This is a genomic window from Pseudomonas sp. 2835 (genome assembly GCF_050435905.1).
Taxonomy (GTDB): Bacteria; Pseudomonadota; Gammaproteobacteria; order Pseudomonadales; family Pseudomonadaceae; genus Aquipseudomonas.
Genome location: NZ_JBNDLE010000016.1, coordinates 43,857 through 69,368 on the forward strand (window position 1 = coordinate 43,857; position 25,512 = coordinate 69,368).

The following is a 25,512-nucleotide window of genomic DNA, read 5'->3' on the forward strand; positions in this document are numbered from 1 at the left end:
CGGATTCTGCGATTTGTAACTATTAACGACGAATCGAATGGGGCGAAGGTTATTATCATCGGGAATGATATGAGGGCAACGGCAGGTGCCCACAATGAACTTGGATGCACCGATCCTGTGGGAGCTGGCTTTGCCAGCGATGGGCTGCGCAGCAGCCCCCGGCTATCCTGAGATTACAGCGACTGCAAAAACGCCCGCAACGCCCGCCGATCACCAGCCACCAGTGCCTTGAAGCGCTCCCGCGCCACTTGCGCCTCCCCGCCATGCCACAACACCGCCTCCTCAAGCGTACGCGCCCGGCCATCATGCAGATACCCGGCGCCGTTGTTGATCCGTTCGAGCAAGCCCAGCCCCCACAGCGGCGCGGTACGCCACTCGCGGCCGCTGGCCAGGTAGTCGTCGCGCCCATCGGCCAGGCCCGGCCCCATGTCATGCAGCAACAGGTCGCTGTAAGGTTCGATCTGCCGCGCTGACAACAGCGGGTACAGCGGATGCTGGCCCGTGGTCAGGCGCGGGCGATGGCACTGGGCGCATCCCGCTTCATTGAACAGCCGCTCGCCACGCTGCACCTCGGGATTGTCCAGGCCTCGCCGCGGCGGTGGCGCCAGATGCGCCAGGTAGAAGTGCAGGTCACCCAGTTGCAGGGCATCGAGCTCCGGCGCACCGCCACTGACCGCCTGGCGACAGTCCTGTTGCATCGACGTGCAGTTCTGTTCAGGGTACAGCGGCGAAGTAATCCCCAGGTCGCCGTGCAGGGCGCTGGCAATCTGCTGACGCAGGTCCGGCTGGTTCGATTTGAGGCCGAAGCGCCCGGCCTCAAGGCGCTGGCGCTCGACGCTCCACACCTGGTTGACGCGGCCTGTCACGCCATCAGGTTTAGGTGCGTCGGCCAGCGCTTGCAGGGTGCTGGCCTCGATGGCTTCGAGCAGGCCCAGGCCGAACACCGGCGAGCCGACCCGCATTGAGGTGTGCACGTTATCCAATGGACCATAGTTCAGCTCGCTGAAGCTCAGCCGTGGCGAACGCAGGCCGATGCGCTCACCATCCGCCAGGGTCACAAACTGCTCTTGCCAGCGGACATGCGCCCGGCCTTCACCGGCCACGCCGGGAATGGCCGATTCGTTGAGCTGATCACCATAGGCCGGATGCGGCAGTGGCCCGCCATGGGCATCGCGTCCGGGCCGCGACAGCCGCACCAGTAGCGTGCGCAGGGGCTCGTGGTCGCTGGCCGGGGCCTGGCCACGGCCATTTTTCGGGTGGCAGGCAATGCAACTGATGCGGTTGTACAGCGGCCCCAGGCCATCGACCGCTTCGTCCCGCGAGGGCGCGACTACCCAGGCCTGGCGGAACAGGCTGCGGCCGTGAAAGAAGCGCTCAAGCTGCTGCGGCTCGTCCAGCCCCGGTAAGGGCTGGGCGAAAGCTTCACGGCTGACGGCGGCGCTGGCGGGCTGGCTCAGCAGCGCGCCGAGCAGCAAGCAGATACCGCGCTTCACAGGCCCATGGCCGATAGCAGGCGTTCGGCCTGCGCCTGTTGCCGGGCGCTATGGAACTGCCAGGCGATTTCTTCGCGGCCGAGGGCATCCTGTTCGTTCGCCGGCTGGCGCTGCATGCCATGCTCCTGGCGCTGCGCAAACAGTGCCAGCAACGGCGCGGAGGCCGCATGTTCCTCGTCGATGGGCGGCACGCTGAGGAACTCGCGCACGGCGGTCAGGTCCCGGCCCTGTGCTTCGCCGGCATGCACCCGCGCCCACAACGCGCCGAGGCGCTCATGGGGTTGCCCAAGCCATTGATCGAACAGCGAAGTGATCAGCGCCAGGCGCTCGCGCGAGCTGTCGTCGGTGTAGGCATAGACGCCCTGGCGGGCGGCGGCGAAGGGGTCGTGATAGTCCGCCGGCAAGTCGGCGTAAACGCTGGGGCGCACCGGCAATTTGCGGATGTCCGGGTCGGCCAGCAGGCGTTGACCTTCAGGCGACAATACAAAGCGCACGAAGGCTCGTGCGCCCTCGACCTGCGTGGCCTGGCGAGGGATGGCGATATGCGCCGGGTTGAGCCCGCCATGGGCCGGGTAGATGAATTCGACCGTTTCGCCATTGCTCGCCGCTGAGGCCACGAAGAAGTCGATCGACACCCCCACCACCGAGCGCCCGCTGGCCACCTCGTCACTGACCAGGGTGCCGCCGCGACTGACCAGCCGCGATTGCCCGGCGAGTTCGCTCCACAGTGCCCAGCCTTTATCCCAGCCGTAGGCCTGCAAAACGATATCCAGCAGCACCGGGGCAAAGCCGACCCGCGCAGGGTCGGGCAGGGCGACGCGTCCGCGCAGGCGGGCATCGAGCAGGTCAGGCCAGTCTTGCGGGGCGGGCATGTTCAGCTTGGCCAGTTCTTCCGGGTTGATGGCAAAGCCGTAACCGGCAAGCTCGGTGGCCTGGTAGCGCGCTGCGCGATCGCGCAGGGCGATGCCGCCAATGCGCGGCGGCAAACCGTCCAGCTCGACCCCTAGCGGTTGCCAGCCAGCGTCCTGGGCCAGGCGCTTGAAGTTGCCCGGCGATGGTGCCCAATAGACATCGACCCCGCCCTGATTGGCCTGACGCAGATAGGGCAGGGCATCGAAGCCCTGGCGCCAGAGGATCTGCAGGCGGTAATCGGGGTTGGCGCGCTCGAAGGCCTCTTCGAAGCGCGTCATCATCTCCTCGGGGTAGCTAGTCAACACCACCACCGGCTGCGGCGCGCCCGCCCGGGCACTGCCTGCACCCAGCAGCAGCGCCAGCAGCCAGGCCTTAGAGCGGCACATTGAACTGTACGAAGTAGCTGCGGCCAATTTCCGGGTATCCCTCGCTGTATTCATAAAGGCGATCGAACAGGTTGCGGATGCCCGCTTCGATGCGCACGTCGTTGCTGAAGCGGTAGCCGCTCTTGAGGTTGTATACCGCGTAGCCGCCGCTCATCTGGCTGCCATCGGACATGTTGTAGCGCCGCAACGCGGCTTCGACGCCGGCGGTGTGGCGCCAGGCATCGAGGTTCAAGCTGGCCGAGGCAAACAGGTTGTGGCGCGGTGTGTCGATCGGGTGCAGCTCGGGGTTGCTGCGGTTTTTCCGGTCCAGGTAGGTGTAGCTGGTGTTGAATTCCCAGTTGCCCAGATCGCCGCGCAGGCCCAGTTCGACGCCCTGGTTACGCGCCTTGGCAATGTTCTGGTACTGACCGCAGGGCGCTGCGCAACCGGCGACCGGGGCAACGGTGACCTGCTGGATGGAGTCTTCGATGTTGCTGACGAACAGCGCCGTGTCGAGGGTCCATTGGCGGCTGATCGCGCCGCTGTAGCCCAGCTCGTAGTGGGTGGCGCGTTCGGACTTCAGATCGGGGCTGGGGATCACCGTGCCAAAGCGGGTCGAGTAGCGGTCCTTGATGGTGGCAAAGCGGCTCTTGCGCGCCACGGTCAGGCGCACCTGGCCGTTGTGGTCGATGTCCAGCAGCGGGCCGGTGTTGATGAACAGGCCCAGCTGGCTATTGACTGCATCGTCGCTGCCGGTCGGCTCGTCATACAGGGTCTTGACCCGGGGCGAGGCGGCGCTGGTGCCGAAGTTCTCGGCCTCAAGGCTCTTGCGGTAGTTGTACGACACCCCGCCGACCACGCTGAAGATGTCGTTCAGGCGCAGGGTGTCTTCCAGGGCGATGGCCTGGGTCTGGTCGCGAAAGTGGGTTTGCGGGTCGCTGCCATCGCGCGAGCGGTGCACGTCTTCCTTGAAGTGATAAGCGATGCCCAGGCGGTTGCCTTGGCTCAGGGCCAGGTCGCCCTCGACCGAGAAGCCGGTGGACTCATCATCGTATTTGCTCGTGAACCCGGGCTGCATCGCGCCATGGACACCGTTGTTGTAGACAAAGCTTTCCAGCGAGTTCTTGAAGGTGTCGCGGTACACCCGGGTTTTCAGGCCGTGCTCGCCGAAGCGTGTATTGGTGGCCAGGAACAGGCTGGTCTTGTCCCACTGCGGCCACTCCCACCAGCGCTTGCGCTGGCCGGTGGCGGGCAGGTCGCCGGCGTAGGGCGGCTGGCCCTTGCGGCCTTCCTGCTGGACATAGCCGAGCACGTACTCGTCGGTGTCGTTGGGGGTAAAGCCGAGCTTGAAACTGAACTTGCCGTCGCGCTTGTTGCTGTTTTCCCGGCGGCCCTTGCCTTGCTGGTTGTTGGTTGGCTCGAAGTCGTCGGGCAGCATCGTGTAGTCATAGTCGACATAGGACACGCCGCCCTGCATCCACCAGTTGCCCTGGTTGGAGCCCAGGTTGGCGTAGCTGCGATAGGCGTTGACGTTGCCGTGGTCGGTCAGCTCCAGGCCACCACCGACTTCACCTTCAAAGGCCTCGGTGGGCCGCCGGGTGATCAGGTTGATCGCCCCACCCAGGGTGTTGGGGCCGTATAGCAACGAGGCGAAACCCTTGGCCACTTCGATGCGCGACAGGTCGTAGGTGGTGAAGCGTCCCAGGTCGATGTTGCCGTCATAGGGCACGTAGGTGGGGATGCCGTCGATATACACCGGCACCTGCAGGCGGTCAAAACCGCGCACGTACACCACCTGCTCGGCGCGCCCGCCCATGTAGGCGAGGTTGACCCCGGGCGCCAGGGCCAGGGCGCGGTCGACGGTCTCGCGATCCAGCAGGCGCATGTCTTCGAGCTCGACGACGCTGCTGCCGGTGGCGAGCGCTTCATCCTGGGGGGCCCAAATCTGGATTTCACCGAGGCTGAAGGTTTTCTTCTGCTCGGCCACGGCAGCCTCGGCGCTGAAGGCGGCCAGGGCGAGCAGCAGGGTACGGGGGGCGAACGGGGTCATGACGCTCCTTTGTCGGCATCGTTATATATTTTTTTATATAGCGCGTAGCGCAAAACGACCGACAGCTCCCTCCCCGGAGCCGTCTGATCGTATCGATCAAGCGGGTACGCGCCACGGCAGAACGCCGCAGATACTAGAGCCAGGCGAGCAAATTGACAACGCTATATAAGAATTTATATAGCGTATGGCTTACATGCGGATCAGCGTTTGCATTCGGCCAGCACCACCTTGCAGGTCTTGGGCTGGCCGCCGGAGCGCCCGGCGTAGCGGATACAGTTGTTCATGGATTTCTGCCGGGCGATCTGCAAAGTCGGGCCCCACGCCAGGCCGCCTTCGCCGGCTGTGGGCACGGCTTTGGCGTGGCAGTTGGAACCGGCGTTGGCGGCCAGGTATTTGGCCTTGGGTTTGCTCGAGCAACCGGCCGTGAGTGCCAGGCAGAGGGCGAGCAGGCAGGTGGTGAAGAGGGTAGTGTTCATGTCAAAGGCAGTCCGGATCGCCGAAGGGGGCTGTGCCCGGGTTGGCTACCGGTCAATTCAATTATAGGGGCTTAACGCAATTCTGGTGTAGCGAGGCTGGTATCAGCTTGGCTCCAGCAAACCTGACTTCGAAGATACGCCAGTGCAGGCGGCGCCCGTAACTTCGCGACTTCAGGAGGCCGAGCGTAGGTGCCTGTAGGGGCAGTGCGTAGCACCTTCGGCGTTAGCCGAAGACGCGAGACGTAGACTTTGCGAAGCAAGTCGTAGGCCGCGATGCCCCGGAAGGTGCCGAAGCGAGGGGACCTGAAGCGCAGCGTAGGGCCGTATGCTGGAGCAAGCGGTTTTGCCTACTTTTCCCAAGAGAAAAGTAGGCCGCCGTAAGGGCGGAAGGGGCCATCAGCGACGCCACAGCGAATGGATAAGCTCACAACTCACACCCCATTCAAGCCTGCAACGCCAACTGCATCCCCGCAAGCTTAATGCAGGTCTCCTCGTATTCGCTGGCCGGATCCGAGCAGGGCACGATGCCGCAGCCGGCGAACAGACGGGCCTGCTCGCCATTCAACAGCGCCGAGCGCAGGCCGACGATGAATTCGCCGTTGCCCCGCGCGTCCAGCCAACCCAGGGGCGCGGCGTACCAGCCGCGGTCAAAACCTTCGCAGTGGCGAATATGCGCCATGGCCTGCTGGCGCTCGTGGCCGCCGACGGCGGGTGTCGGATGCAAGGCTTCAACCACTTGCAGCAGGCTTGTTTGCGGGCGCAGGCGACCTTCGATCACCGTACTCAGGTGCTGGACCCGACTCAGGCGTTGCACCGAAGGTGTCGCCGGTACCTGCAACTGGCTTGCCCACGGCGCCAGGCTGCTTTCGATGATCTGCACCACCAGTGCATGTTCGTGGCGGTTTTTCTCGCAGGCCAGCAGCGCCTGTGCCAGTTGCGCGTCGTGTTGCGGGTCGGGATCGCGGCGGCTGGTGCCGGCCAGCGCCAGGGTCTGCAGGCGGCCGTCGTCAAGCTTGACCAGGCGTTCCGGCGAGGCGCCGATAAAGCAGCGTTGCTGGCGGCGAAAGCCGAACAGGTAGGCCGCCGGGTCGTTGCTGGCCAGGCGCGCCAGGGTGCGTCCCGGGCTGACGGCATGGGAAAACTCGCTGAGCACTTCGCGCGCCAGCACCACCTTTTTCATCGAGGTGTCGCGCAACGCGTCCAGGGCCTGGACGATTTTGCTCTCCCAGCAAGCCCGCGGCAGGCTCTGGTCACGGCGGTGCTGCGCGGGCGGCGTAATAACCGGCGCCGACAGGTAGCGATCCATCAGGCCGTGCCACTCATTGAGCACATGCTCGCAGCGACTGTCGGCATTGTCCGCAGGCCCGACCAACTGCTGGCACAGCAACCAGCAGGCATCGCCATCGCGCATCAACAGCAAGGTCATCAGACGCATCGAGGCGTCGCCGAAGCCTTGCCAGGCACTGCTGGCTTCAATCTGGTGATCGAAGCGAAAGCCACCACAGAGCAGCGGTGGCTGCGGGCCGTGGATCACCGCACTGCGCAGCCAGTGCTGCCACTGCTGGTCAACGCTGGCGAACCGCTGCTCGCCAGCACCGCTGATCTCTGCGGCCACGCCCCAGCCAAACAGGCTCCTGCCGCCATCAGCCGCGCGCCAGAAAATGGCCTCGGCGCACGGCTGGTCGACCCGGCAAAACAGTTCAAGCAGGTCCACCGCATCGATCGCCAGGGCGTAGCTGGCGAGCACCGGCTCAGCTTGCAAAACAGCGCGCTGGCGGGCCTGTTCGAAGACGTGTGCCAGCTCGCCGCGGTGCGCCTCCAGTCGGGTCAGGGTCTTCATGCCGGGACCCTCATGCTGCGCCAGTGCAAGACCTGCTGGGCGATGTACCAATGAATGATCTGGGCGAACAGGGTTTCGACAAAGTGTGCATCCAGCCCGGCTTCTTCGGCCCACAGGCGCCGTTGCGGGAGCATCTGGGCGACGCGCTCGGGCGCGGCGATGCTGCTTTCGGTCGGTTTGAAACGGGCGGCGGCTTTGACGTAAGCCATGCGGTGGCGCATGAGTTCGATGATCTGCTGGTCCAGTGAGTCGATGGCGATCCGGATGTCCGGCAGGCCTTCACAAGTGTCAGGGGATTTCATCAGAGGGCTTCCTCAAGGGCAGGTGATGTCAGCGGGCGACGGCCGAGCAGGCTGGCCGCCAGGGCATCGAGCAGCGCCTGGCGCTGCTCGATGAGGTAGAAGTGCTCGCCCTGCCAGCGCTGCAGGTGCAGTGGCTGGAGGCTCGCGGCTTGCCAGGCCAGGGCTTCGCCGAGGTCGATCTCCGGGTCCTGCTCGGGGTAGAACACGGTGATGCGGCTGTTGAGCGGCTGCGGCGCAGCGCAGCGGTAGGTTTCGACAATCTGGTAGTCATGGCGCAGGCTGGGCAGGAACATCTCGCGCAGGGCCGGGTCTTCGAGCAATGGGTTGGGCCGGCCCGACAGCCGCCGCACATCGTTCAGCAGGGCCTGGTCGGGGCCGCTGTGCAACTGCCCGCCACGCTGGCGCTGCGGCGCCGGGTGGGCGGAGACGAACAGCTGCTCGACGGCGATTGTCTGCTGCGCCAGGCGCACCGCCACTTCATAGGCGACCACCGCGCCGAGGCTGTGGCCGAACAGCGCCAGCGGCCGGTCGGCATAGCCACGCAGCGCAACGCTCGCGGCCTCGGCCAGGCTGGGCATATCGCTCAGGCAGGCTTCGCCGAAGCGGTCTTCACGGCCCGGGTACTGGATGGCCAACAGGTCGATATCGGCGGGCAGGGCGCTGGCCCAGTCGCGGAAAAAACTCGCACTGCCGCCGGCATGGGCAAAGCACACCAGGCGCCAGCGCGGCATCGGCGTCAATCGATACGGACGCACCCAGCGCTCGCCCTGGGACAGCAGCCCGGGCATCACGAGGCGGCGCTCGCGCAGTTGGCGTCGAGCCAGGCCTGACGCAGGATCGCGCGCAGGTCCTTGCGGCTGACTTTGCCGACCCCGGTCTGCGGGAATTGCGGCACGAACTCGATGCGGTCCGGCACTTTGAAGGCGGCCAGGCCCTGGCTGCGCAGGTGCTGCTTGAGGCCAAACGCCGAGGGCGCCGGATCGCGGGCGACGATAAAGGCGCAGGTGGATTCGCCCAGCACCGCGTCGGGCATCGCCACCAGGGCCGCGTCATGCACCTGGGGATGGTTGATCAGCAGGTTTTCCACTTCTTCGGCGGCGACCTTTTCGCCGCCGCGGTTGATCTGGTCCTTGTCCCGCCCCTCGACCACCAGGTAGCCCTCGGCGGTACGCCGCACGCGGTCACCGCTGCAATAGAACCCGTCGGCGGTGAAGGCCTTGGCGTTGTGTTCGGGCAGGCGGTAGTAGCCACGAATGGTGTAGGGGCCGCGCACTTGCAGCTCGCCGACCTCACCGTCGGGCACCGGCTGGCCCTGTTCGTCGACGATGCGCACTTCGTCATCGGCGCACAGCGGCCGGCCCTGGGTATGCAGGATCAACTCCTCGCGGTCATCCAGGCGGGTGTAGCAGAGCAGCCCCTCGGCCATGCCCAGCACTTGCTGCAAGGTGCAGCCGAGTACCGGCGTTACCCGCGCCGCCGCAGTGCTGAGCAGCTTTGCGCCACCGACCTGGAGCAGGCGCAGGCTCGACAGATCGGCCTGGCGCTGGGCCTGGGCGTCGAGCCAGAGCATGGCCAGCGGCGGCACCAGCGCGGTGACGGTGACGCGCTCGGCGCTGATCAGGGCGAAGCAGGTGTCCGGGTCGGGACGGCGGCTGCACACCACCCGGCCGCCGGCGAGCAAGGTGCCGATCACCCCGGGGCAGCAGAGGGTGAAGTTGTGCGCCATGGGCAGCGCGGCCAGGTACACGCTGTGGCTGTCGAGGCCACAGACCGCGCTGCTGGCGCGCACGTTGTAGAGGTATTCGGCGTGCCGGCGCGGAATCAGCTTGGGCGTGCCGGTGGTCCCCCCCGACAACTGGAAACAGGCCACCGCCTCGGGATCGCCGGCGTCCTGCTCCATTGCTTCGCCGCTGTACAGCGTGTTGAGGGCAGTGAACTCTTCGGCGTCACCGTCGATCAGCACATGCCGCAGGTGCGGGTTGCCAGTGCGCAACTGGCGCGCCATCTGCCGGCAGTCGAAACCTTCGAGCTTATCGCAGCCGATGTAGGCCACCGCCTGGGCGAAGCTACAGAAGCCGCCGATCTCGTGCTGGCGGTGGGCGGGCAGGGCAAGGATCGGCCGCGCGCCGAGACGAAACAGGGCAAAGCACACTTCGACAAAGGCGCTGCCATTGGGCAGGTGCACCACCACGTTGTCACCGGCTTTGAGGCCAAGGGCTCGCAAGCCACCGGCCAGGCGTCGGCAGCGCTCAGCCAGGCTGGCGTAGCTCAGGTGCAGGGCGCCGTCGCTGATGGCGATCGCTGCCGGATTGCGCGCAACGGCGGCGTCGAGGGCCTGGGCAAAGGTCTGCGCTTGCCAGTAGCCGGCCTGGCGGTAGCGCTCGGCAAAGGCGGGCGGCCAGTCGGGAGCATCGCCCAAGGCGTCTGGCATGGGGGTCGAGGTGTGCAATGACATGAAATCTCCTATTTGTAGAAATAATTGGCTACAAATGTCTTAATGAGATCTATTATCATTATCCTTCGCCGAGGGCTTCTCAACGCCAAGGCTTTCGGTGCCGCGACTTTTTCATTAGATGAAATACGCAGTGGCTTCAAACAGGGAGGTTAAGGGTTTACAAACCTCCCGTCATTTCAGGTCAGGCCCCCACGTAATGGCCTCAGGAAAAGGGAAAACCCAATGACTATTACGATCATCGCCCCCACTCACCCGGAGAAGCAGGCCGAACCCAAGGGCAACCAACCCGGCACGGTCTACCTGGAGCCGCACATGACCCTGGTCACCGGCACCTTATGGTCAGAGAGCGAGGCCTGGGTCGAAGACCCGCTGGAGCGCGGTCTCAAGCTGATCCTGGTGCAGAGTGGCGAGTTGTCCTGTCGAATCCCCGGGCACGCCGAGCAATCGATCCGTGGCCCGAGCCTGTGCACCATCGTCAATGACGGGGAGTTCACTTCCTCGCAGATCTACGGCACCTCGACGCCGCTGCGCTACACCATCGTCCAGCTCGACCTGGAGTCCCTTGACCGTCACCTGGGCATGGCCCCGCGCAAGTTGCTGGCCGCCAAGGGTGGCGATCCCTACATGATGGTGCGCCCGGCGCCGCGAGCGATGCAGGCCCTGGCCACGCAGATTGCCACCTGCCCGATGCAGGGCCCGAGCCGTTCGTTGTACCTGGGTGGCAAGGCCCTGGAACTGACCGCGCTCAGTGCCCAGTTTTTACTGGATGAACGCGCCCAGCCAGAGCAGAAACTGCGCATCACCGCCTCGGATGTCGAGCGCGTGCACGCCGCCCGCGATCTGCTGGTGCGCTCGCTGCTCGAGCCGCCGAGCCTCAATGCCCTGGCCGCCCATGTCGGCATGAGCCCGCGCAAGCTCACCGCAGGCTTTCGCAAGGTGTTTGGCACCAGTGTCTTCGGCTACCTGCACGAGCATCGCCTGAGCGAAGCGCACCGCATGCTCAGCGATGAAGAGAGCAACGTTTCAACCGTCGCCTATGGCGTGGGCTACAGCCCGGCGCACTTTTCCATTGCCTTTCGCAAACGCTACGGCGTATCGCCCAGCGAGATCCGCTGACGCGCGCTGACTCTGAATCGAATAAAAAGGCCTGTGCATCTAAAGCCTTGAGCGCTTCCTGAAAACCTGCTTGCGATAAAGTCTCATTTGATAATGGCTTGCATCTTTGTGAGCCACGCAGACTTTATTTTCATGGGCTACAGGAAGCTTTTCATGCGCGAGCTGACAACAGCAGACACCCTCTCGGCCAACCCGCTGCGACCCTGGCTGATCGAAAACCTCGCCCAGTTGCTGGGCGCCTCGGTGGCTGAAATCGACAGCCTGGGCGACGAGCAAAACCTGCTTGGCTGCGGGCTCGATTCGATCCGCCTGATGTACCTGCAAGAGCGCCTGCGCAGCCACGGCCTGCAGGTCGAGTTTGCCCAGTTGAGCGCCGAGCCGAGCCTGGCCGCCTGGCTGGCGCTGCTGCACGGGCAAACCTTGCAACTTGCGCAGGTAACTGCCGTCGCACCTGCACCGGCAGGCGAGGAGGGTTTCGAGCTCAGCGCCGTGCAACAGGCCTACTGGCTGGGCCGTGGCGCCGCCGAAGTGCTGGGCAATATCAGTTGTCACGCCTGGCTTGAGTTCGACTGCCAGGGCATCGACCCGCAGCGGCTCGAAGCAGCGGTGAACCTGGTGCAAGCCCGCCACCCGATGCTGCGGGCCAGTTTCAACGACGGCCGCCAACGGATCCTGGCGGCGCCGACTACGCCGGTATTCGACCACCAGGACTGGCGTCAACAGTCGTCCCTGGGCGCGCAACAGGCCTGGGCCGAGTTGCGCCGCTGGCGCTCGCACCAGTGCCTGGCGGTAGAGGTGGGGCAGGTGATGCTGGTTGGTCTGGTGCACATGCCCGACGGCCGCGACCGGGTCTGGCTGAGTGTCGACCTGCTGGCCGCCGACGTAGAAAGCCTGCGCCTGCTGATGGCCGATCTGGGCCAGGCTTACCAAACGCCGGCGTTGCTGCCGGCGCCGCCGACCCTGCACTTTGCCGACTACCTGAGCCGCCGCCAGCAACGGCGCGCCGAGGCTTACGGCCGCGACCGCGAGTACTGGTGCCAGCGCCTGGCGCAGTTGCCCGATGGCCCGGCGCTGCCGCTGGCCTGCGCCCCCGAGTCGATCCGCGAACCGCGTTTCAGTCGCCAGGCGTTTGTCTTAAGCGTCGCTGAAACCGAGCGTTTGCAGCGCCAGGCCAGCGGCCACGGGCTGACCTTGTCCTGCGTGTTCGCCACCGCCTTTAACGCAGTGCTGGCGCGCTGGAGCGGGCAGTCGACGTTCTTGCTCAACGTGCCGTTGTTCGACCGCCATGATGACCATCCGGACATCGACCGGGCGATCGCCGACTTCACTACCTTGCTGCTGGTCGAATGCCAGGACGCCCCGCAGCTGCCCTTCGCCGAGGCGGTGCGCAAGTTTCAGCGCAGCCTGCACGCAACCATCGACCGCTCGGCCTACCCGGCGCTGGAAGTGCTGCGCGAGGGCCGCCGCCAGGGCCATCCGCGCTCGGCGCCGGTGGTGTTTTCCAGCAACCTCAATGAGTCGGGGTTTGTTCCGGCAAGCTTTCGCCAGGTGTTCGGCGACCTCGACGACATGCTTTCGCAAACCCCGCAGGTATGGCTCGATCACCAGTTGTACCGGGTCGAAGACGGCTTGTTGCTGGCCTGGGACAGCATCAGTGAGCTGTTCGCCGACGGTGTGCTGGAGGCGATGTTCCAGGCCTACATTGAATTGCTGCAGCGCCTTGCCGACAGTGACTGGAGCCTGCCGCAACCGGTGCTCCTGCCGCTGGCGCAACAGGCCCGCCGCGAGCGCCAGAACAGCGTACCGGCACTGGCTCCGGGGCGCGGCCTGCTGGACGACTTTTTCCGCCACAGCAGCCAGCGCCCGGATGACCTGGCGCTGATCTGTGGCGCCCAGCGTTGCAGCTACGGCGAACTGGCCACGCGCGCGCTGCGGGTGGCTGCTGGCTTGCTGGAAGCCGGCATGCGCCAGGGCGAGGCGGTGGAAGTCTGCCTGCCGCGCGGGCTCGGGCAGATCGTCGCGGTGTTCGGCGTGCTCGCGGCAGGCGGCTGCTATGTACCGGTCGATACTGCGCAACCGCCGGCGCGCCGTGGCTTGATCGAGTCGGCGGCGGGCATCAGCCTGGTGATTGCCGAGCAAGCACCGACGCCCACGGCCGGCGGCCCGTCGTTGCGCTGGCTGGACCTGGCGCAGCTGGAGCGGTGCGCGCCATTGGCAGCGCCGCGTGCAGTAACACCCCAGGCCAGTGCCTATGTGATCTACACCTCAGGCTCCACTGGCGTGCCCAAGGGCGTCGAGGTCAGCCATGGCGCGGCGATCAATACCATCGACGCCTTGCAGGCCGAACTCGGCATCGACCGCGAGGACTGCCTGCTGGCAGTGTCTGCGCTGGATTTCGACTTGTCGGTATTCGACCTGTTCGGCGTACTCGGGCAGGGCGCCCGCCTGGTGCTGCTGCAACCGGAGGAAACCCGCGACGCGGCGCGCTGGGCGCAGTTGATTGCCGAGCACCGGGTGAGCCTATGGAACTCGGCGCCGGCGCTGTTGGAAATGGCCCTGGGTATTGCCGCCGGCGACTGTCATTACAAGAGCCTGCGGGCGGTGTTGCTCTCGGGCGACTGGATTGCCCTGGACCTTGCCGCGCGCCTGCGCCGCCACGCCACCGCGCAGTGCCGGGTGTATGGCCTGGGCGGCGCCACCGAGGCCGGGATCTGGTCGAACCTGCACAGCATCGACGAAGTGCCGGGCCAGTGGACTTCGATCCCCTATGGCAAGCCCCTGGCCGGGCAGGCCTATCGGGTGGTCGATGACAGCGGTCGGGATGTGCCCGACCAGGTGGTCGGGCAATTGCTGATCGGCGGTGCCAGCCTTGCCCGTGGCTATCGCAATGATCCGCAGCTAACCGCCCAGCGGTTTCGCAGCGACGAGCACGGGCGCTGGTACCACACCGGCGATCGCGGGCGCTTCTGGGGCGATGGCACCATCGAGTTTCTCGGCCGTATCGACCAGCAGGTCAAGGTGCGTGGGCAACGCATCGAACTGGGTGAGATCGAGGCGGCGCTGAGCGCCCATCCGTTGATCGACAGCGCCTGCGCCGCGGTGTTGCCAGGCCCTGTCGCAAGCCTCGGCGCGGTGCTGGTGATCAACCCGGCGCCGGTTACCGTGGCCACGGATGCCCTGCAAGACCGCTCAATGCTGGACGACACTTTGCAAGCTGAAGCACGGGTTACCGCCGAGCTGCTGCAACGCCTGCTCAATGGCCAAGCGTTGCCGGCGCCGGCGTTGCTGGATACCTGGCGCCAGTGGTTGGGCGAACAATCCACTCAAGCCATGAGCCTCGGTGACGCCCTGGCGCAACTGGGCTGGCGCGAGGCCGACCTGCAGGCCATGGTCGCTTCGCTGCAGTCGCTGTCAACGGCCGAGGATGGCGGTGCGCAGGTGCTGTTCGACCGGTTGCTGGCACCCCAGGCGATGGCGCTGAACCTGCCGGCCGGGCGCCAGTTGCTCGATGCCATGAGCCAGGCTGTACAGCAGCAGTGCAGCGCCCATGCCGGGCCGTTGAAGGTCGCGGTGCTGGATGTGCGCGGCGGCCAGTTGCTCGAACAATGGCTCGAACACCTGAGCCACTGCGACTTGCAATTGACCTTGTTCGAAACCAGCCCCGGCCTCCTGGCCGCCACTGCCGGCAAGCGCCCGGGCACTGCCAGCCAGCTGCTGGTGGACGGCCTGCTACTCGTCGAGCAGTGCGCGCAGTACGACCTGGTGATCAGCTTCGCCGCCTTGCACAGCTATGCGCAACCGGTCGACTGCCTGAACCTGGCCCAGGCGCTGCTCAAGCCGGGCGGGCGCCTGCTGCTGGCCGAGCTGTTGCGTGACTCGCCGCTGAGGCTGGTCAGCGCAGCGCTGCTCGACAGCCGCACGCCGGTCTTGGCGGATGCGGCGCAGATTGCGCGGCTGCTCGGCCGCAGCGGCTTTGCCCAGCTGCACAGCCTGTGGCAGAACCCGGCGATGCTGCTGGTCAGCGCCACGGCGGCGCTTGATGCCTTGAACGCCGACAGCCTGCAGCACTGGCTGCAACAGCGCCTGCCGCAGGCGATGCGCCCCGAACACCTCTGGTGCCTGCCGCGCCTGGTGCTCAATGCCAATGCCAAGATCGACCGCAAGCGCCTGCAAGTCTGCATGACGCAAGCGTTGCAGCGCCAACAGCCGGCCAGCAGCGTCGAAGGCGAGTTGAGCCCGACCCTGCAACCCTTGGCCGGGTGCTGGGAGGCGGTGCTGGGACGCCCGGTGCGCAGTGCCCAGGGCAGTTTTTTCAGCCTCGGCGGCGACAGCCTGCTGGCGACCCGGCTGCTGGCCAGCGTGCGCGAGCAACTGGGCATCAGCTTGCGCATGAGTGACTTCTACCTGCAGCCGACCCTGGCCGGCATGGCCGCGCTGCTGGCCCGCAGTGCCGCCGTAGAGGAGGGCGTGCTATGAGCCTGGATGACCTGTTGCACATCTGCCGTGAACGCGAGATCGAACTCTGGGCCACTGAAGGCCAGTTGCATTTTCGTGCGCCGCAAGGGGCGCTGGACCCGGCCCTGGCCGAACGCATCCGCGCCCAGCGCGAGGCGCTGATGGTGCATTTGTTGCCACGTTCGCAGTGGTGCTCGCAACCCGATCAGGCGCTGCTACCCTTTGCCCTGAGCGCGGTGCAGGGCGCCTACGTGCTGGGGCGCAACCCGGCGTTCGACTATGGCGGCAATGCCTGTCACCTGTATGTTGAATACCCCTGGCCGGCCACAGTCGACAGCGAGCAACTGAACCAGGCCTGGAACGCCCAGGTGCAGCGCCACCCGATGCTGCGGGCGCTGGTGCAGGACAACAGCCGCCAGTGCGTGCAGGCCCAGGTGCCTTGGCAACGCTTGCCGCTGCATGACCTGCGCCAGGCCTCGGCGCAGGTATTCGACGCGCACCTGCAGCAGGTGCGCGAGCGCCTCGATCACGCCTGTCATGCCCTCGACCAGTGGCCGATCCTGCTGCCGGAGCTGAGCCTGGGCGCCGAGCGGGCGATTCTGCATTGCTCGGTGGATTTCACCCTGATCGACTACGCCAGCCTGCAACTGCTGCTGGTGGAACTGAGCCAGCGCTACCTGGAGCCGAACCGGCACTGGCCGGTGCTGGAGGCGACCTTTCGCGACTACTTGCAGCATGAACAGCAGAGCCGTGAAAGCGCCGCCTGGCAGCGCGACAAGGCTTGGTGGCTGGCACGCCTGGACAGTTTGCCGGGGCGCCCGGACCTGCCCCTGAGCGATGACGCCGGGATCACCTCGCGGCGCTTTCAGCATCACCATGCCAGCTTGAGCGTGGCCCAGTGGAATGCCCTCTGTGCCCTGGCCAGCGCCCAGGGCTTGAGCGCGGCGGGGGTGACCCTGGCGGCGTTCGCCGAGGTCATCGGGCGCTGGAGCCAGAGCGCTGACTTTTGCCTCAACCTCACCGTCCTCAACCGCCCGGACCTGCACCCGCAACTGGGCCAGGTGCTGGGCGACTTCACCGCCTTGAGCCTGCTGCAGGTCAATGGCGCCGGTGGTGCCAACTTCGTCCAGCGGGCGCGGCGCATCGGCGCGCAGTTGTTCGACGACCTCGACCACAGCCGCTTTACCGGGGTCGAGGTATTGCGCGAACTGGCACGGGTCCGGGGCCGCGGCGCCGACCTGATGCCGGTGGTATTCACCAGCGGCATCGGCAGTGTCGAGCGCCTGCTGGGCGATTCTGCGCGTTTGTTGCAGCCGCCGAGCTACATGATCAGCCAGACCCCCCAGGTGTGGATCGATTGCCAGGTCAGCGACCAGTACGGCGGTTTGCAGATCGGCTGGGACGTGCGCGTCGGCGTCCTGCCGGACGACATGGCGGCGCAGATGTTCGAGGCCTATGTCGACCTATTGCAGCGTCTGGCCGACGATGCGCAACTGTGGCAGCTGCGCGGCGATATTGTCTTGGCGCAGCAGCGGGCCGCGCCTCTGTCGGCGGCGAAAGCCGAGGATCGCAACATCGCCAGCGGCTTTGCTGGTCAGGCGTTGCGCAGCCCGGATGCGCCGGTGATCAGCGATCGCGACGGCGTTTACAGCTATCGCCAGGTCGCCCAGCACGCCGATGCCGTGCGCGCGGCGCTGGAGGCCCTTGATGTTGCCCCCTGCGCGCGGGTGGCGGTGATGCTGCCCAAGAGCGCCTGGCAACTGATGGCCGTGCTCGGCATCAACCAAATGGGCGCGGCCTATGTGCCGATCGACATCCGCCAACCGGCCCTGCGCCGCGAAGCCATTTTGCGTGACGCCGGGATTGCTGCGCTCATCTGCCTGGAAACCGAAGTCTTGCCTGCAGGGCTTGTGCTGCCGCGCATCGCCATCGACAGCCTCGCCGCCGCCAGCCACTGGCCGCCCCGCGAACCACTGGCGGTGCAGGCTGGCGACCTGGCCTACATCATCTACACCTCCGGCTCCACCGGCACGCCCAAGGGCGTGATGCTCAGCCATGGTGCGGTGGTCAACACCCTCGACGACATCAACCAGCGCTACGGCGTCAATGCCCGGGACCGGGTGCTGGGGCTGGCGGAACTGAGTTTCGACCTGTCGGTGTACGACTTTTTCGGCGCAACGGCTGTGGGCGCGCAGGTGGTCTTGCCAGACCCCGAACGCGGCGCCGATCCTTCCCATTGGGTGCAGTTGATGGCCGAGTACGGCGTGACCTTGTGGAACTCGGTGCCGGCCCAGGGCCAGATGCTCATCGACTACCTGGAAAGCGAACCGGCAGCCATTCCCGGGCCACGTTGCGTGATGTGGTCTGGCGACTGGATTCCCACCACCTTGCCAACCCGCTGGTGGCAGCGCTGGCCCGACAGCCAGCTGTTCAGCCTCGGCGGCGCGACCGAGGCGGCGATCTGGTCGGTGGAGCACCCCATTCGCCCGGCCGACACCGCCTTGCCGAGCATCCCCTACGGCCTCGCCCTCAGCGGCCAGACCCTGGAAGTGCTCGACAGCCTCGGCAGGCAATGCCCGCCGGGGGTACGCGGCGAGATTCATATCGGCGGCCTGGGCCTGGCCCTGGGCTACGCCGAAGACCCGCAACGCACCGCCGAGCGTTTCATCACCCATGCCAGTGGCCGACGCCTGTACCGCACCGGCGACCTCGGCCGCTACCTGAACGAAGACGGCTTGATCGAGTTCCTCGGGCGCCAGGACGACCAGGTGAAAATCCGCGGCCATCGCATCGAGCTTGCGGAGATCGACGCCGCCTGGCTGGCCCATCCACAGATCGCCGCCAGCACCACCGTGCTGGTGGGCGAGCGTCATGAGCGTTCGCTGTGCAGCTTTGTCACTGCGCAAACTTCTGCCAGCGACGCACAGCGGGTGGGCGAGGAACTGGCCGAGGTTATGGCCAAGGCGCGCGATACCCTTGAACAGGCCGACTTCGGCCCGCGTGAAGAGATTCAAGCGGCCCTGGTGGCGCTGGACCGGGCGGCCGATGCCTCGTTGCTGCACTGGCTGGCCAGCAGTGGCTTGCTCGCAGAAGGCGAGGAGGTGGCCTTTGCCCCGCTGTGCCAGGCACTCAAGCTAGAAGCCGGCCAGCACCGGCTGCTGCAGCATTGGCTGACGCTGTTGACCGACAGCGGCTATTTGCAACGTGCGGGTGCAGGCTGGCGCTGCCTGGTAGACCCCGGCGCGTTCGACCAGGACCAGGCCTGGGCAGACTTCGCGCACTTGGCCCCAGCGCAGTTGTGGCCGGTGGAGCTGGTCGACTACCTGCGTGGCAGCGCCATGCGCCTGGCCGAGCAACTGGACGGCCGGCTGAGCCCGGCCAGCCTGATGTTTCCCGAGGGCTCGGCGCACATCGCCGAAGCCATGTACAACCGTGGCCTGCATGCCCAGGTGCTGCACCAGGCCATGGCCGAGGCGGTCAGGGCGATTGTTGCCCGTGAAGGCCAGCGTAGCTGGCGGATCCTTGAAGTCGGCGCCGGCACCGCGGCGGCCAGTGCCTCGATCATTGCTGCGCTGGCACCTTTGGCGGCGGCCGGGGTGCAGATCGACTACCTGTTCTCCGATGTCTCCAGCTACTTCCTCAACGCCGCCCGCGAACGTTTCGCCGACTACCCGTGGGTGCGCTTCCTGCATTTCGACATGAACAAGCCCGCCTGCGAGCAGGGCCTGCAGCCAGGCTCGGTCGACCTGCTGCTCAGCTCCGGGGCCTTGAACAATGCCCTCGACACTCCGCGCTTGCTGGCGGGCCTGCGCCCGTTGTTGCAGGCCGATGCCTGGCTGGTAATCCAGGAACTGACCCGCGAACACCGGGAAATCAGCATCAGCCAGAGCCTGATGATGGAGACGCCGCAAGACCTGCGGGCGAGCACCGGGCAATTGTTCGTGCACCGCCAGCAGTGGCTGGACTGGCTCAACGCCGAGGCGGGCGATCATGCCCAGGCCCTGGGATCAGCGGACAGCGTGTTGTCGTTGCTCGGCTACGACCTGCTGGTGGCACGGATGAAAACCGACCGGCCCGTGCTAGTCAGCCAGGACCTGTTGGCGTTTATTGCCGAGCGCGTGCCGCGCTACATGGTGCCGGCCCAGGTGCGGGTGCTGGATGCGCTGCCGGTGACTGCCAACGGCAAGATCGACCGTCGTGCCCTGACCCATCAGGCCCAGCAGCGCCAGCTGGAGCCGGTGCGCCAGGTGCGCAGCGAGGTTTGCGACGAGTTGGTCCAGCGCCTGATCGGGCACTGGCAGCGGGTGCTCGACTGCAACGAGCTGTCGGCCGATCAGGACTTCTTCGCCGCCGGTGGCGACTCGCTGCTGATCGCCCAGTTGATCGCCGGCTTGCGCGAGCAGGAACCCCTGGCCCGTGTACATCCCTTCGATCGCCTGCTGCGCTGGGCCCTGAGCCAGCCGACCCCGGCCGGCCTGGCCCAGCGTTTGCGCAGTGAATCAGGGGCTGAGGCGTCGGCCGCTGAACAGCCAGCAACGCCTGTTTTGGCAGCCACCCGGGCGCCGCTGGACGGGCGCGAGCGGGTCGACGCTTTGAGCGAGCTGGCCGCAGGCGAGGGCGTCGCCCGGGTGCTGGTGCATGAAGGCCTCGGCACGCTGTTGCCTTATCGTCGGCTGATCGCCGAGCTTGCCGGCAGCGGCCCGCTGCTGGGGCTGGCGGTGCACGACAGCGAGGCCTACCTGCGCCTGGCGCCGCAGCATGTCAACGCCACCCTCGGCAAGCGATATGCCCAGGCCCTGTGGGACAGCGGCCGGCGCAGCTTCGACCTGCTCGGCTACTGCTCCGGCGGGCTGGTGACCCTGGAGCTGGCCAAGGCTCTGCTGCAACTGGGCGCCGAGGTGCGCCGGGTGGACATTGTCTCCAGCTACCGCATCCCGTACCGGCTGGATGACGAGCTGCTGATCCTCTACAGCTTCGCCGCCACCCTCGGCCTGGACCCGCAGGCGCTTGGCTTGCCGTCGGCCGAGCAGTTGCAGGCGGCCCTGGCGAAGGTGTTGCAGGACTCGCCGCAACATCTACCTGCGGGCAGCGTGAGCGCAGCCTTGCCGGCGTTCGACGTTGCTCAACTCAAGGACCGAGTGCTGAGCGCCGCCAGCGGCATCGCCGACGAACAGCTGTACCGGGTCTTCGCCCATTCCGTACGGGCCAGCCACTACAGCGACAGTGCGCCTTACATCGGTGCCGTGCGCTTGTTTGTGCCCAGTGTCAGCAACCCTTTGATCGCCAATCACCAGGCCAGCCTGCAGGCCTGGTGGCAGGCCGCGTCGCTGGCGCCGCTCAGTGTGCAGACCCTGCACGGCAATCACTTCGATTGCCTGAACGCCGGGCTCAGTCGTTATCTGCTGGAGGAACACCGCTCATGAACACCCCCGTCAAAACCCTGGTCGTGGGCTCACGTTTCGGCCAGTTCTACGCCGCCGGTGTCGCCGCTGCCGAGCAGCTTGAACTGGTCGGTGTGCTCGGGCAGGGCAGCCGCCGTTCACAGGCCCTGGCCCGGCATCTTCGGGTACCGTGCTTCGATGCCCTCGAGCAGTTGCCCGATGATGCCCGCCTGGCCTGCGTGGCAGTAGGCGGCGCGGCGCGCGGCGAGCAGGGCCCGGCCTTGGCGCAAGCGTTGATGGCGCGGGGTATCGATGTATTGATCGAGCACCCGCTGTTGCCCCAGGAGTTGCACGAGCTGCTGCGTACTGCGGCACGCTTGCAGCGCCGTTGCCTGCTCAACAGCTTTTACCCGCAGTTGCCGTGGGTGGCGCGCTTCATCGAGCTGGGTCGGCAGTTGCATCGCCAGCAGGGCATCCGCCATATCGAGGCCAGTTGCGCGGTGCAGGTCAGCTTCGCCACCCTCGACATCCTGGCGGCGTTGTTGGAGTCGGTGGGGCCGTGGTCGCTGGACAACCTGGCACCGGCGCTGTCGCCGTGGCGCGATGTCAGCCTGGTGATGGCCGAGGTGCCGGTGTCGTTACGGGTGCTCAATGAACTGGCGGCGGCCGATGACGGGCGCATGCAGATGCTCCAGCGCATCAGCCTGGCCACCGACAGCGGCACCTTGCTGCTGGCCTCACCGCACGGGCCGCTGCTGTGGATGCCGGCGGTGCGTGCGCCGCACGAGGATGAGCACGGCTTGTTCGCACTGAACGCCAGCGCCTTGCCGTGTGTCGAGGTGGTCATGGATGCCGCCACGGACTGGGGGCAGGTCTACCGACAGGTCTGGCCGCAGGCGGCGGCCAATGCCCTGCAACCCTTGCTCGACGGTGTCGGCCTGGTGCGCCAGCAACAGCGCAGCCTGGAAGTGGTCGCGCTGTGGCAGCAGGTGACGGCCGCCATCGGCTTTCCGCAGACGCCCGCACAGGCCTTGCCAGCAGCCACCTTGGCGCAAGCCCTGGAGGGTTGCCAATGAACCTGCTGGGGCCTGAACTGCGGGCACTGTTGCAGCCATTTCGCGCGCGCTTGTGGCTGGCGGTGGCGGTGCAGGCCATCGCCGGGGTCAGCTCGCTGTTGCCGCTGATTGCCCTCGCGCACCTGGCCGACAGCCTGCAACAGGCGCCGCCGCTGGCACCGGGGGTGATGACCTGGATGTGGCTGGCGGTGCTCGGCTCGGCCCTGTGGCTGTGTGGCCAGACCCTGGCCCTGCACCTCACCCATGGCGTCGATGCCGACCTGTGCGAGCGTTTGCGCGTGCGCCTGGCCGAGCACCTTCAGCGCTTGCCGCTGGGCTGGTTCGCCCGGCTCGGGCCTGAGGGCGTGACCCGCTATGCCGAGCAGGACGTACGTGCATTGCACCAGTTGGTCGGCCATGCGCCGACCGATCTGGTCAACCTGCTGCTGATTCCCCTGGCCACCTTCGGCTACCTGCTGTGGAGCGACAGCGCCCTGGCGCTGTGGTGCCTGCTGCCATTGGCACTGGGGGTGCTGGGGTACTGGCGGCTGGGCTCGGCGCACTACCGCGAAGACGTCGAGCAGCGTAACGCAGCGATCCAGCAGTTGTTCAGCGACTACAGCCAGTTCGCCGCCAACTTGCGCCTGGTCCGCCAGTTCCCCGGGGCCGGCGTGCAGCGCAGCCTGCAAGAGGCGGTGCAGCATTTTGATCAGCGTTTCAGCCACTGGGTCAGCCGCGCCGGCCATCTCGCAGCGTTGGTCCAGGTGCTGCTCAGTGCGCCCTGGCTGCTGGCCTGGGTGGTGCTTGGCGCGCTGTTGCCGGGGCTGACCGAAGTCGGCGCGGCGCAGTTGTGTGCCTTTTTGTTGCTGGTTCGGGCCATGGCGGCGCCGGTGCTGGCCATGGGGCACGGCCTCGATGCCCTCAACAGCGCGCGGGTCAGTGCGCAGCGCTTGCAGGCAGTGTTGAGCACGCCGCCGCTGGCCGAGCCCGAGGCGCCGCAAGCGCCCAGGGACGCCAGCGTGGAAATGCGCGAGGTGTACTTCGCCCATGGCCAGGTGCCGGTGCTGGCGGCGATCAACCTGCGCCTGGAACCGGGCACCACCACGGCGTTGGTGGGGCCGTCGGGGGCGGGCAAAAGTACCCTGGCCGGGTTGATTGCGCGGTTCATAGACGTCGACAGCGGCCAGGTGCTGGTCGGCGGGGTGGATGTTCGGCAGATCGCCAGCGCGCAACTGCAACGTCAGCTGGCGCTGGTGTTCCAGCACGCCGGAGTGCTTCGCCTGTCGCTGGCGCAGAACATCGCTCTATACCAGCCCGACGCCAGCCTCGAGCAGATCCGCGAGGCTGCGCGGGCGGCCTGCCTGGACAGCCGGATCATGGCGCTGGCCAAGGGCTACGCGAGCATTGCCGGTGACGATGTGCAGCTATCGGGCGGCGAGCTGCAACGCCTGGCCATTGCCCGGGCGCTGCTTTCGAGTGCGCCGATCATGCTGCTCGACGAGCCGACCTCGGCCACCGATCCGCACACCGAGCGGGCCTTGCGCACGGCCCTGCACGAGGGCGCGGCCGGGCGCACCCGGCTGATCGTTGCCCACCGGCTGCAGAGCATCTGCCATGCCGAGCAGATCCTGGTGCTCAGTGAAGGCCGCATCGTCCAGCGCGGTTGTCACCAGCAGTTGCTGGCCATGGACGGCCTTTACCGTCAGTTGTGGCGTGAACAGATGTCCGATGCCGAGCAAATGGAGCCTGTGTCATGAGTGTTTTTTCGTCCCTGCGGCAATTGCCGCCGCGCACCTGGCAAGCCCTGCGCGCGGCGCTGATCTGGATGGTGCTGGCCGCCGCGCTCGATGGCCTGGCGGGGCTGGCACTGGTGCCGCTGGTGCTGGCCTGGTTCGATCGCGCAGGTGCCGATGTGCTGCAGCCGGTGGGGCTGCTGCTGGGCCTGACGCTGCTGCAGGCCCTGGTCAGCTACATCGCCCAGCGCCGTGGTTACCTCGCCGGGGCAGGGCTGGCAGCGGGGCTGGTGTCGCGCTTGCTGGAGCATTTGCCACGGCTGGCACGGGGCCGCCAGCGCCATCTTGAAGACCTGGTGCGTGGGCCGGTGTTCACCAGCATGAGCATCCCGGCGCACCTGTTGGCGCCGTTGATTACCGCGTTGGTGACGCCGACGGTGGTGGTCCTTGGTTTGTTTGCCATCGCACCACGCCTGGCGCTGCTGCTGGCCCTGGCCTACCTGCCGTTGTTCGGCTTGTTGCGCTGGGCCGGGCGCCGCTGCCTGGACCTGGAGCAACAGCGCCAGGCGGTGGACCGTCACGCCGGGCAACTGCTGCAAGCCTTCGCCGAGCAGCAGGCGCTGATGCGCAGTAGCGGCGATGCCAGCCAGGGCCAGGTGGCCCTGCGCGAGGCCCTGCAGCAACAACATCAGGCGCCCCGTTCGCTCAACCGCCAGGCATTGCCCGCGGGCCTGGGCTTTGCCAGCGCAGTGCAAGGGGTGTTTTCGGCGGTGCTCGTCGGCGGCGTGCTGGCCGTGGCGGCCGGATACTTGTCGGGGGCGTTGCTGGTGGCGGTGCTGGTATTGCTGGTGCGCTTTATCGAGCCGCTGTCGCAACTGGCGCAACTCGACCAGGCCCTGCGCATGGCCTGGCAGGCGTTGTCGCGAGTGCTGGGTGTACTCGCCGAACCGACCCTGCACAGCCCGCAGCCTGGCCTCCAGCCACAGGATGCCAGCCTGCAGGGCCAGGGCCTGAACAGTTACGGCGAACACGGCGAGCAGTTGCTCAAGGACCTCAACCTGCACTGTGCGCCCGGCACCTTCACGGCGATTGTCGGGCCGTCGGGCGCCGGTAAAAGCACGCTGCTGGCGTTGCTGGGGCGGGGCATGGATGCCGAGGCCGGCGAAGTGCGTCTGGGCCAGGTGGACATCCGCCAGTTGAGCGAGCAAACCCTTGCCGCGCACTTGACCCAGGTGTTCCAGGACAGCGGCCTGTTCGCCGGCAGCCTGCTGTGGAATGTCAGCATGGCGCGGCCACAGGCGACAGCTGCGCAATTGCAGCAGGCCGCTGAAGCGGCGGCGCTGGATGAGGTGATCGCCAGCCTGGCTGATGGCTGGCACAGCGAGATCGGCCCGGGCGGTGCCTTGCTCTCCGGTGGCCAGCGCCAGCGCGTGGGGCTGGCGCGGGCGCTGCTGTCGCCGGCGCCGATCCTGTTGCTCGACGAGCCCACTGCCAGCCTCGATGCGCGCAGCGAGGCGCGGGTCAATCGCAGCCTGCGGGCATTGCGCGGCCGGCGCACGCTGGTGTTGGTGTCGCACAACCCGGCGCTGGTGCGCGACGCCGATCAGATCCTGGTGCTGGAGGCCGGGCGCCTGAGCGGCAGCGGCAGTCATGAGCAACTGCTGGCCACCCACCCGTGGTATGCGCAGTTCGTCGCGCAGCACGGTGTCGTCGATTGAATGCACGGCGCCCGGCATCAATTGAAAAAGTCCCTAAATCGAAAAGTTCGCCCACTCGTTTGAAGGATACTAATGAGAATTATTATCGAAATTGGGGCGGGGCAATGTTACATCAGGGAGTCAAAAAGGCAGGACGGAGTGGGCAACGCAGCCGGGCGCAC

14 protein-coding genes are annotated in these 25,512 nt (G+C 66.6%); 6 read left to right on the top strand and 8 right to left on the bottom strand.

Annotated features, from left to right (window positions below):
• Nucleotides 1–173: 173 nt before the first annotated feature.
• The 8 genes from ABIE20_RS20560 to ABIE20_RS20595 all read right to left on the bottom strand — a co-directional run bounded on the left by ABIE20_RS20560 (nucleotide 174) and on the right by ABIE20_RS20595 (nucleotide 9,893).
• Nucleotides 174–1,493, bottom strand: a complete 1,320-nt coding sequence (locus tag ABIE20_RS20560) for a di-heme oxidoredictase family protein (RefSeq protein WP_429506948.1) — start codon at nucleotides 1,491–1,493, stop codon at nucleotides 174–176.
• Nucleotides 1,490–2,791, bottom strand: coding sequence for an ABC transporter substrate-binding protein (locus ABIE20_RS20565; protein WP_429506950.1), 1,302 nt, complete (start codon nucleotides 2,789–2,791; stop codon nucleotides 1,490–1,492). Before ABIE20_RS20565 ends, ABIE20_RS20560 begins: the two co-directional genes overlap by 4 nt.
• The gene (locus ABIE20_RS20570) at nucleotides 2,778–4,820 is read right to left on the bottom strand and encodes a TonB-dependent receptor plug domain-containing protein (RefSeq protein WP_429506952.1); all 2,043 of its coding nucleotides are present in this window, start codon (nucleotides 4,818–4,820) and stop codon (nucleotides 2,778–2,780) included. Before ABIE20_RS20570 ends, ABIE20_RS20565 begins: the two co-directional genes overlap by 14 nt.
• Before the next feature lie 200 nt (nucleotides 4,821–5,020).
• The gene (locus ABIE20_RS20575; RefSeq protein WP_429506954.1) at nucleotides 5,021–5,296 is read right to left on the bottom strand and encodes a hypothetical protein; all 276 of its coding nucleotides are present in this window, start codon (nucleotides 5,294–5,296) and stop codon (nucleotides 5,021–5,023) included.
• Nucleotides 5,297–5,738: 442 nt separating this feature from the next.
• The gene (locus ABIE20_RS20580; RefSeq protein WP_429506956.1) at nucleotides 5,739–7,136 is read right to left on the bottom strand and encodes an isochorismate synthase; all 1,398 of its coding nucleotides are present in this window, start codon (nucleotides 7,134–7,136) and stop codon (nucleotides 5,739–5,741) included.
• The gene (locus tag ABIE20_RS20585) at nucleotides 7,133–7,438 is read right to left on the bottom strand and encodes an isochorismate lyase (RefSeq protein WP_429506958.1); all 306 of its coding nucleotides are present in this window, start codon (nucleotides 7,436–7,438) and stop codon (nucleotides 7,133–7,135) included. Before ABIE20_RS20585 ends, ABIE20_RS20580 begins: the two co-directional genes overlap by 4 nt.
• Nucleotides 7,438–8,226, bottom strand: a complete 789-nt coding sequence (locus tag ABIE20_RS20590; RefSeq protein ID WP_429507033.1) for a thioesterase II family protein — start codon at nucleotides 8,224–8,226, stop codon at nucleotides 7,438–7,440. Before ABIE20_RS20590 ends, ABIE20_RS20585 begins: the two co-directional genes overlap by 1 nt.
• Nucleotides 8,226–9,893: a (2,3-dihydroxybenzoyl)adenylate synthase gene (locus ABIE20_RS20595; protein WP_429506960.1), complete on the bottom strand. Its 1,668-nt coding sequence runs from the start codon at nucleotides 9,891–9,893 to the stop codon at nucleotides 8,226–8,228. Before ABIE20_RS20595 ends, ABIE20_RS20590 begins: the two co-directional genes overlap by 1 nt.
• A gap of 222 nt (nucleotides 9,894–10,115) precedes the next feature.
• On the opposite strand from ABIE20_RS20595, the gene ABIE20_RS20600 reads away from it, so the two are divergent.
• The 6 genes from ABIE20_RS20600 to ABIE20_RS20625 all read left to right on the top strand — a co-directional run bounded on the left by ABIE20_RS20600 (nucleotide 10,116) and on the right by ABIE20_RS20625 (nucleotide 25,351).
• Nucleotides 10,116–11,009, top strand: coding sequence for a helix-turn-helix transcriptional regulator (locus ABIE20_RS20600; protein ID WP_429506961.1), 894 nt, complete (start codon nucleotides 10,116–10,118; stop codon nucleotides 11,007–11,009).
• Between the two features lie 153 nt (nucleotides 11,010–11,162).
• Nucleotides 11,163–15,485: an amino acid adenylation domain-containing protein gene (locus tag ABIE20_RS20605; RefSeq protein ID WP_429506963.1), complete on the top strand. Its 4,323-nt coding sequence runs from the start codon at nucleotides 11,163–11,165 to the stop codon at nucleotides 15,483–15,485.
• Complete coding sequence (locus ABIE20_RS20610; protein WP_429506964.1) at nucleotides 15,482–20,887, top strand: amino acid adenylation domain-containing protein; 5,406 nt, start codon at nucleotides 15,482–15,484, stop codon at nucleotides 20,885–20,887. Before ABIE20_RS20605 ends, ABIE20_RS20610 begins: the two co-directional genes overlap by 4 nt.
• Nucleotides 20,884–21,921 (top strand): Gfo/Idh/MocA family oxidoreductase, encoded by a 1,038-nt coding sequence (locus ABIE20_RS20615; protein WP_429506966.1) that lies wholly within the window; start codon nucleotides 20,884–20,886, stop codon nucleotides 21,919–21,921. The genes ABIE20_RS20610 and ABIE20_RS20615 overlap by 4 nt, the downstream gene beginning before the upstream one ends.
• Entirely contained in the window at nucleotides 21,918–23,657 is a 1,740-nt protein-coding gene (locus ABIE20_RS20620; protein WP_429506967.1) for an ABC transporter ATP-binding protein, read from the top strand. Before ABIE20_RS20615 ends, ABIE20_RS20620 begins: the two co-directional genes overlap by 4 nt.
• Nucleotides 23,654–25,351, top strand: a complete 1,698-nt coding sequence (locus ABIE20_RS20625) for an ATP-binding cassette domain-containing protein (RefSeq protein ID WP_429506969.1) — start codon at nucleotides 23,654–23,656, stop codon at nucleotides 25,349–25,351. The genes ABIE20_RS20620 and ABIE20_RS20625 overlap by 4 nt, the downstream gene beginning before the upstream one ends.
• Nucleotides 25,352–25,512 lie beyond the last annotated feature (161 nt).

What these genes read in the sequence shown, in the direction of transcription:
- ABIE20_RS20565 (WP_429506950.1), bottom strand. Translation starts at nt 2,791, where the DNA reads ATGTGCCGCTCTAAGGCCTGGCTGCTGGCGCTGCTGCTGGGTGCAGGC.
- ABIE20_RS20570 (WP_429506952.1), bottom strand. Translation starts at nt 4,820, where the DNA reads ATGACCCCGTTCGCCCCCCGTACCCTGCTGCTCGCCCTGGCCGCCTTC.
- ABIE20_RS20575 (WP_429506954.1), bottom strand. Translation starts at nt 5,296, where the DNA reads ATGAACACTACCCTCTTCACCACCTGCCTGCTCGCCCTCTGCCTGGCA.
- ABIE20_RS20580 (WP_429506956.1), bottom strand. Translation starts at nt 7,136, where the DNA reads ATGAAGACCCTGACCCGACTGGAGGCGCACCGCGGCGAGCTGGCACAC.
- ABIE20_RS20585 (WP_429506958.1), bottom strand. Translation starts at nt 7,438, where the DNA reads ATGAAATCCCCTGACACTTGTGAAGGCCTGCCGGACATCCGGATCGCC.
- ABIE20_RS20590 (WP_429507033.1), bottom strand. Translation starts at nt 8,226, where the DNA reads ATGCCCGGGCTGCTGTCCCAGGGCGAGCGCTGGGTGCGTCCGTATCGA.
- ABIE20_RS20595 (WP_429506960.1), bottom strand. Translation starts at nt 9,893, where the DNA reads ATGTCATTGCACACCTCGACCCCCATGCCAGACGCCTTGGGCGATGCT.
- ABIE20_RS20600 (WP_429506961.1), top strand. Translation starts at nt 10,116, where the DNA reads ATGACTATTACGATCATCGCCCCCACTCACCCGGAGAAGCAGGCCGAA.
- ABIE20_RS20605 (WP_429506963.1), top strand. Translation starts at nt 11,163, where the DNA reads ATGCGCGAGCTGACAACAGCAGACACCCTCTCGGCCAACCCGCTGCGA.
- ABIE20_RS20610 (WP_429506964.1), top strand. Translation starts at nt 15,482, where the DNA reads ATGAGCCTGGATGACCTGTTGCACATCTGCCGTGAACGCGAGATCGAA.
- ABIE20_RS20615 (WP_429506966.1), top strand. Translation starts at nt 20,884, where the DNA reads ATGAACACCCCCGTCAAAACCCTGGTCGTGGGCTCACGTTTCGGCCAG.
- ABIE20_RS20620 (WP_429506967.1), top strand. Translation starts at nt 21,918, where the DNA reads ATGAACCTGCTGGGGCCTGAACTGCGGGCACTGTTGCAGCCATTTCGC.
- ABIE20_RS20625 (WP_429506969.1), top strand. Translation starts at nt 23,654, where the DNA reads ATGAGTGTTTTTTCGTCCCTGCGGCAATTGCCGCCGCGCACCTGGCAA.